Here is an 8,275-nt window from a genome sequence, read left to right as displayed (position 1 = left end):
AAAGATGGTAAGACAGCGGTTATTCCAGCTAAGGATTTAGTGAAGACAGAAGCGGACGCATCGAAACCAAACGCCGGCAATGACATCGTAAAACCAGCGGATAAGACACTAGTCAAAGATCCAGCTAAATTGACAAATGAAGAAAAATCCGCAATCGCAGCGAAAGTGCAAGAAGTGAATCCAGAATCAACAGTGGTCGTTGACGACAAAGGAAACGCAACTGTGACGACTAAAGATGGTAAGACAGCGGTTATTCCAGCTAAAGATTTAGTTAAGACAGAAGCGGACGCATCGAAACCAAACGCCGGCAATGATGTAGTTAAACCAACGGATAAAACATTAGTCAAAGATCCGGCTAAACTAACAGACGAAGAAAAAGCCGCAATCGCAGCGAAAGTGAAAGAAGTAAATCCAGACTCAACAGTAGTAGTTGATGACAAAGGAAATGCAACTGTGACGACTAAAGACGGTAAAACAGCAGTCATTCCAGCTAAGGATTTAGTGAAGACAGAAGCTGATTTGGTACAAGACAAAGCAGGCAATGATATCAACACACCGGCAGTTAAAACAACAGTTGCTAATAAAGATGCTTTAACTGATGCAGAAAAAGAAGCAGTTAAGAAAGCAGTAGAAGCAGTCAATCCAGGAGCAACTGTAGTAGTAGACGATAAAGGAAATGCGACAGTTACAACTCCAGAAGGTAAGACAGCCGTGATTCCAGCTTCTAAACTAGTTATTCCAACAGAAAAACTTGCAGACCTATCTGAGCAAAGTGGTGTGAATATTCCAGCTGCACGTACCTTGGTAGCAGATAAGAATAACTTAACTCCAGAAGAAATTGCTAAGATTAAGGTTGCTGTAGAAGCAGTAAATCCAGGTGCAATTGTGGTAGTTGATGCGAAAGGAAATGCAACTGTTACAACACTATCAGGTAAGACAGCAACTATCTCAGCTGAACAACTCATCAAAGATGCAACAGATGTAGCGGCTAAAAATAATGGTGAAAATATCAACCTTAACTTCGATAAACAAGTTGTGGCTGATTTAGATAATCTAACAGACGCAGATAAAGAAGGTGCTAAAGCTAAGATTCTAACAGCTAATCCAGATGTAGCAGAAGTTATCTTTGATGAAGAAGGCAATGCTACTGTCGTTCTTAAGGATGGTAAAGTATTTACTATCTTGGCTAAAGATATCTTTATGAAATTAACTCCTGCACCAAAAGCAAGCTTTGAGGGTAACAACAAGCCTAATCTTGTAGATAAATCTAAACTTTCTGTCCTTAAGGGTCGCTTGGAGGAATGGACGAAACGTACTCAGAGCCTTGCATTAGAAGATTTAGACACTGCGAATAAGGCCCTTGAGCAAGCAAAATCTGTATTGGTAGATCCAAATGCTAGCCAAGCAGATGTTCAAGATGCAATTCGTGTAATTGAAGAAATTCTAAATTCTTCTCAAAATAAATCTAATGTTCAGTCAGATCAAACAAGAACTGAAACTCCAGTAGCAACTCAGGATGCTCAAACACCAGCTGCAGCTCCTGCTCAAGCAGCAAATGCCAACCAAGAAGCAACAAATGCGCGTACAGTGGCTAAAGAGTTGCCAAATACAGGTACAGCAGACTCTGTAGCATTTATGGTAGCAGCTGCCGCAAGTGCAGTACTTGGTCTTGGTCTTGCAGGCCGTCGTCGTAAAGAAGACGAAGAAGCTTAATTGGTAGATTGTTTGATAATTATCAGATGATAAGTCCGATTTTCAAAGCTTAAACAAGTACCTCTCATAAGAAAATCTCCTAGCAGTAAAGTCTGCTAGGAGATTTTTGCATTTCAGAAAGTGGACGGATGATTTGGCAACCAGCTGAGGGTAAAGGTTAGCTGTTCAGCTTTTAGGAGGTCTTGGTGTTGAATAGTTGATACGAGTTTTTTGTCTAGTCGACATTCTTTTACAAAGTTGAAATGGCTGTGGTTTTGCTCAGTATGGATATCCAGCCATTTATCTTCTTTAGTGAGATAGACTCGGAGGTGGTCAAAGAGAGGGATTCCGAGATCATAGCTGGGTTTTCCTGGACAGGTTGGATAAAAACCGAGAGCCGACCAGATGTACCAGGCCGATAGACTACCGTTATCCTCATCACCAGGATAGGCTTGCCAGTTTGCGTGAAAGGCTTTCTGACGGAGAGTCTTGATGAGAAGGGCAGTGTAGTCAGGATAGTCGCTGTAGCGGAAGAGATAAGGAATGTGGAAGCTCGGCTGGTTGGAAATAGCGACTTGTCCAAACGGAGCTGTAGCCATTTCGCTCATTTCATGAATCTCGTAACCATAGCCTGTTGTCTCAAAGAGGGGAGCATCTTGACAGGTTTTCAAAAGATAGTTGCTAAAGGCTTCTTTTCCACCCATAAGTTGGATTAAGCCTGGGATGTCGTGGAGGACGCCTAAGGTTGCTTGGATGGCTGAACATTCGGCATAGTCGCGTCCCCAACTATAAGGAGAGAAGTCAGGGCGGAAGTTGCCTTGACTATCACGCGCTCGCATGTAACCTGTCTCAGCGTCAAATAGATGGCGGTAATTTTGTGATGCAGTCTTGTAGGTTTCAGCGATTTCTATTTTCCCTTGTTTTTCGGCACAGCTGGCGATACAAAAGTCACTATAGGCATAGTCTAGGGTGTGGCTGACGCTTTCGTGGTGGTCGGTAGAGAGGTAGCCTAGTTCTTGGTATTGGGCTAGTCCGTGACGACCATTGATGCCGAGAGGGTCGGCCTTGCTGGCTGTTTCAAGCATGGCTTGGAGGAGTTCTTCTTCTAGGTCGGGGGCCATGTCCTTGCAGGCGCTATCGGAGATAATACCGTCTAAAAGGGTACCTGGCATCATACCACGTTCATCTGGGGCCAGCCATTTTGGAAGAAATCCAGTATCACGGTAGCTATTGAGGAAACCTTCTAAAAAGCGGTGATAGTGTTCAGGTATGATAAGGGCAAAGAGGGGGAAGGTGGTGCGGAAGGTATCCCAGAAACCATTGTTGCTGAAGAGAACACCAGGCTTGACAGTTCCAGTAGCCAGATCCATGTGGATGGCTTGTCCTGATTTATCAACCTCATAAAAAGTCTGGGGAAAGAGGAAGAGTCTGTAGAGGCAGTGGTCAAAAAAGGTTCGGTCAGCCTCTCCTGTCTCTATAACGTCAAAACGATGGAGGAGTTTTTCCCAATCCGCTTGAGCATTTGCTTTACAGTTATCAAAATCTTCTTGAGGTAGATTGATTAGAGCTTGAGAAGGAGAGATGAAAGAACTCCCCAGTTGAATCTCAGCATGACTATTTGCCAGGTCGATTCGCCAGTCTCCACCTTCTTGGCTGACAGCAAGAATATCCGTGTTCATTTTCAGGGAAGTGAACATCGTTAGTGGATTTTTATTGGTCTCAGTTTTTCCTTCTTGTCTTAGGGCAAGCGTTCTCTTATCTACTTGCTCTACGGTTAGTTTATCTGCTGCGTGAAGATAGAGGGAGAGGGCTTTGCCTTGCTTTTGCTTCAAACGAATAGAAGCACCGTAGCAAGTCGGTGTAAGCTGGCTTTCAATCTGATAGCGCAGGGAGAAAATCTTCAGATAATGAGGCTGGAAAGTAGCCTTATTCATATCATAGGAAGACTGGCGGTGAAAGAGACTGTCTCCGCCCAGTTGACCTGTGACAGGTGTCAGAAGGAGCCAAGAGTAGTCTCCCATCCAAGGACTGGGTTGGTGGGTTAATCGAATCCCTTGAAAGATAGGCAGATGCGGATCGAAAAACCAAGCTCCCTCCTGGTCACTGGTCTGGGGCACAAAGTAATTCATCCCGAAAGGGATGCCCGTGTAAGGCAGGGTATTTCCCCGAGAGAAGGCATGCTTGCTAGCAGTCCCAAAGCGGGTATCGATGGTTTCAAGTAGTGGTTTCATAGTCTTTCCTTTAGCTGTTTTTCTACATTATATCAGAAAAAGATAACCTTTAGAAAAGGAGTTTCAAAGATAACTAGTTTGTAGAAAAATGACTATCATTTGTGTATGTATTTTCTGTCTCAAAAGCTATATACTGAAAATGAAACTTGTTTGAAAGAGGAAATTGCACGATGATTTATTCGAAAGAAATTGTTAGAGAGTGGCTGGATGAAGTAGCAGAGAGGGCTAAGGACCATCCAGAGTGGGTGGATGTTTTCGAGCGTTGCTATACAGACACCTTGGACAATACGGTTGCAATTCTAGAAGATGGTTCAACTTTTGTCTTGACTGGGGATATTCCTGCTATGTGGCTTCGGGATTCGACAGCCCAACTCAGACCCTACCTGCATGTGGCTAAAAGAGATGCCCTCCTGCGTCAGACCATTGCAGGTTTGGTCAAACGTCAGATGGCCTTGGTACTTAAGGATCCCTATGCTAACTCCTTTAACATTGAGGAAAACTGGAAGGGTCACCATGAGACTGACCACACAGACCTTAACGGCTGGATTTGGGAACGCAAGTATGAGGTGGACTCGCTTTGCTATCCTTTGCAGTTGGCTTATCTCCTCTGGAAAGAGACTGGCGAGACTAGCCAGTTTGATGAGACTTTTGTCGCAGCGACAAAGGAAATTCTTCATCTGTGGAAGGTAGAACAAGACCACAAGAACTCTCCTTATCGTTTTGTTCGTGATACCGATCGTAAGGAAGACACCTTGGTAAATGATGGCTTTGGCCCTGATTTTGCAGTGACAGGTATGACTTGGTCAGCCTTTCGTCCGAGTGATGACTGCTGTCAGTATAGTTACTTGATTCCGTCAAATATGTTTGCTGTAGTAGTCTTGGGTTATGTGCAAGAGATCTTTACAGAATTGAATCTAGCTGATAGCTCGAGCATTATCACAGATGCTAAGCGTCTTCAGGCTGAAATCCAAGAAGGAATTGAAAACTATGCCTACACAAGCAATAGCAAGGGCGAAAAGATTTATGCCTTTGAAGTGGATGGTCTAGGAAATGCCAGCATCATGGATGATCCAAACGTACCAAGTTTGTTGGCTGCACCTTATCTGGGTTACTGTTCGGTCGATGATGAAGTTTATCAAGCAACTCGTCGAACCATTCTGAGCCCTGAAAATCCATACTTCTACCAAGGAGAATACGCTAGCGGTCTCGGAAGTTCTCATACCTTCTATCGCTATATCTGGCCAATCGCCCTTTCTATCCAAGGTTTGACAACAAGAGATAAGGCAGAGAAGAAATTCTTGCTGGATCAGCTGGTTGCTTGCGATGGTGGTACAGGTGTCATGCACGAAAGCTTCCACGTGGACGACCCAACTCTCTACTCTCGTGAATGGTTCTCTTGGGCTAACATGATGTTCTGTGAATTGGTCTTGGATTACTTGGATATTCGTTAATCTAGGATTTTACTTGTTTTTAGCCAATTTACCAAGACAAAGTAGCTAAATATATACTTCTTTCAAATTTCATCTCAAATCATAGTTAAATTCTTGATAAATAAAATATTTAGAGTTAAACTGTTGGTGATTTGTTGAATTTGATTGAGCAAATCTTACATCCAAAAACGTTAACAATAAAAATTTAAATTTAGAATGAGGTTTTACTTCATGGAAAATGTTGTCGTACATATTATCTCACATAGTCACTGGGATCGTGAGTGGTACTTGCCTTTTGAAAGCCACCGTATGCAGTTGGTGGAATTATTTGACAATCTCTTTGATCTCTTTGAAAATGACCCTGAGTTCAAGAGCTTCCACTTGGATGGTCAAACCATTGTCCTTGATGACTACTTGGAGATTCGCCCTGAAAATCGCGACAAAGTCCAACGATACATCGACGAAGGCAAACTTAAAATTGGTCCTTTTTACATCTTGCAAGATGACTACTTGATTTCAAGTGAAGCCAATGTCCGCAATACCTTGATTGGTCAGCAAGAAGCTGCAAAATGGGGCAAATCCACTCAGATTGGTTACTTCCCAGATACTTTTGGAAATATGGGACAAGCTCCTCAAATCCTTCAAAAATCAGGCATTCACGTGGCAGCCTTTGGTCGTGGTGTGAAACCGATTGGATTTGACAACCAAGTTCTCGAAGATGAGCAGTTTACTTCCCAGTTTTCAGAAATGTACTGGCAGGGTGCGGACGGAAGTCGTGTCCTCGGTATCCTCTTTGCCAACTGGTATAGTAATGGGAATGAAATCCCAGTTGATAAAGACGAGGCCTTGACCTTCTGGAAACAAAAACTGGCAGACGTGCGTGACTATGCTTCGACCAACCAGTGGTTGATGATGAACGGCTGTGACCATCAGCCTGTCCAGAAAAATTTGAGTGAAGCCATTCGTGTGGCAAATGAACTCTTCCCAGATGTAACCTTTGTTCATAGTTCTTTTGATGAATATGTTCAAGCTGTGGAAAGTGCCCTACCAGAGCAATTATCAACGGTTACAGGTGAGTTGACCAGTCAGGAAACAGACGGCTGGTACACACTTGCCAACACTTCTTCATCTCGTATTTATCTCAAACAAGCCTTCCAAGAAAGTAGTAACCTCCTCGAGCAAGTTGTAGAACCTTTGACCATTATCACTGGTGGACATAACCACAAAGATCAATTAACCTATGCTTGGAAAGTTCTTTTGCAGAATGCGCCACATGATAGTATCTGTGGCTGTAGCGTGGACGAAGTTCACCGCGAGATGGAGACACGTTTTGCCAAGGTCAACCAAGTCGGAAACTTTGTGAAGAGCAATCTTCTTAACGAATGGAAGGGTAAAATCGCTACAGCTAAGGCTCAAAGCGATTATCTCTTTACTGTTATTAACACAGGCTTGCATGATAAGGTTGATACGGTCAGCACAGTGATTGATGTGGCGACTTGTGATTTCAAGGAATTGCACCCAACAGAAGGTTACAAGAAGATGGCTGCTCTTACCTTGCCAAGTTACCGTGTGGAGGACTTGGATGGTCGTCCTGTAGAGGCTAAGATCGAAGACCTTGGGGCTAATTTTGAGTACGATTTACCAAAAGATAAGTTCCGCCAAGCTCGTATCGCTCGACAAGTGCGCGTGACCATTCCAGTTCACCTAGTACCGCTTTCTTGGACAACCTTCCAATTGCTGGAAGGAGCACAAGAACACCGCGACGGTATTTACCAAAACGGAGTGATTGATACACCATTTGTAGCGGTGAGTGTGGATGACAACATCACAGTCTATGACAAGACAACTCACGAAGCCTATGAAGATTTTATCCGCTTCGAAGACCGTGGTGACATCGGAAACGAGTATATCTATTTCCAACCAAAAGGAACAGAGCCAATCTATGCGGAGCTTAAGGGCTACGAGGTCTTGGAAAACACAGCTCGCTACGCTAAGATTTTGCTCAAACATGAATTGACAGTGCCTATCAGCGCAGATAAAAAGCTAGAAGAAGAACAAAAAGGTATCATCGAGTTCATGAAGCGTGAAGCTGGACGTTCAGAAGAGTTAACAAGTATTCCTCTGGAAACTGAGATGACTGTCTTCGTTGATAATCCACAAATCCGTTGCAAGACTCGCTTTACTAACACTGCCAAAGACCACCGTATACGTCTCTTGGTCAAGACTCATAACACGCGTCCAAGCAATGATTCTGAAAGCATCTATGAGGTGGTGACACGACCAAACAAACCAGCTGCTTCATGGGAAAATCCTGAAAATCCTCAACACCAACAAGCCTTTGTTAGTCTGTATGACGATGAAAAAGGTGTGACTGTATCCAACAAGGGATTGAATGAATACGAAATCCTTGGAGACGACACCATTGCAGTGACTATTTTGCGTGCAACAGGTGAGCTAGGTGACTGGGGTTACTTCCCAACACCAGAAGCACAATGCTTGCGTGAGTTTGAAGTCGAGTTTGCGCTTGAATGCCACCAAGTCCAAGAACGCTTCTCAGCTTTCCGTCGTGCTAAGGCCTTGCAGACACCGTTTACCAGCCTTCAGCTTGCTAAACAAGAAGGAAGCGTGGCTGCGACTGGTAGCCTCTTGAGCCATTCTGTTCTCAGCATACCGCAAATCTGTCCAACAGCCTTTAAGGTAGCTGAAAATGAAGAAGGCTATGTGCTTCGTTACTACAATATGTGTAGTGAAAATGTACGTGTACCGGAAAGTCAACATCTCTTCCTTGATCTACTTGAACGACCATACCCAGTTCATAGAGGCCTCATTTCACCACAAGAGATTCGTACAGAATTCATCAAAAAAGAAGAAATTTAATTTCAAAAAGTAAACATAAAAGAAAGGAGGGGCGAAAAAGTAAGG

4 protein-coding genes are annotated in these 8,275 nt (G+C 43.6%); 3 read left to right on the top strand and 1 reads right to left on the bottom strand.

Going from position 1 to position 8,275, the window contains the following annotated elements:
- Positions 1–1,713 (top strand): MiiA motif-containing surface protein (locus ACERDH_RS07010; RefSeq protein ID WP_415741913.1); only part of this gene is annotated, 1,713 nt, incomplete at its 5' end.
- Between the two features lie 113 nt (positions 1,714–1,826).
- On the opposite strand, the gene ACERDH_RS07005 is transcribed toward ACERDH_RS07010, so the two are convergent.
- A complete protein-coding gene (locus ACERDH_RS07005) occupies positions 1,827–3,923 on the bottom strand; it encodes a GH92 family glycosyl hydrolase (protein WP_386685469.1) in 2,097 nt (698 codons plus the stop codon).
- Positions 3,924–4,093: 170 nt separating this feature from the next.
- Between ACERDH_RS07005 and ACERDH_RS07000 the strand changes: the two genes are divergently transcribed.
- Both ACERDH_RS07000 and ACERDH_RS06995 read left to right on the top strand, forming a co-directional pair.
- Complete coding sequence (locus ACERDH_RS07000; RefSeq protein WP_261150228.1) at positions 4,094–5,374, top strand: glycoside hydrolase family 125 protein; 1,281 nt, start codon at positions 4,094–4,096, stop codon at positions 5,372–5,374.
- A gap of 210 nt (positions 5,375–5,584) precedes the next feature.
- Positions 5,585–8,230: an alpha-mannosidase gene (locus ACERDH_RS06995; protein ID WP_261150227.1), complete on the top strand. Its 2,646-nt coding sequence runs from the start codon at positions 5,585–5,587 to the stop codon at positions 8,228–8,230.
- The last annotated feature ends 45 nt before the right edge of the window (positions 8,231–8,275 follow it).

The sequence above is a fragment of the Streptococcus bovismuti genome (assembly GCF_042436615.2).
Lineage (GTDB): Bacteria > Bacillota > Bacilli > Lactobacillales > Streptococcaceae > Streptococcus.
The sequence above is the reverse complement of the archived record's forward strand: the minus strand, read 5'-3'. Positions and strand labels throughout refer to the sequence as shown.

Coding starts and splice junctions, on each gene's coding strand:
- ACERDH_RS07005 (WP_386685469.1), bottom strand. CDS start 3,923: ATGAAACCACTACTTGAAACCATCGATACCCGCTTTGGGACTGCTAGC.
- ACERDH_RS07000 (WP_261150228.1), top strand. CDS start 4,094: ATGATTTATTCGAAAGAAATTGTTAGAGAGTGGCTGGATGAAGTAGCA.
- ACERDH_RS06995 (WP_261150227.1), top strand. CDS start 5,585: ATGGAAAATGTTGTCGTACATATTATCTCACATAGTCACTGGGATCGT.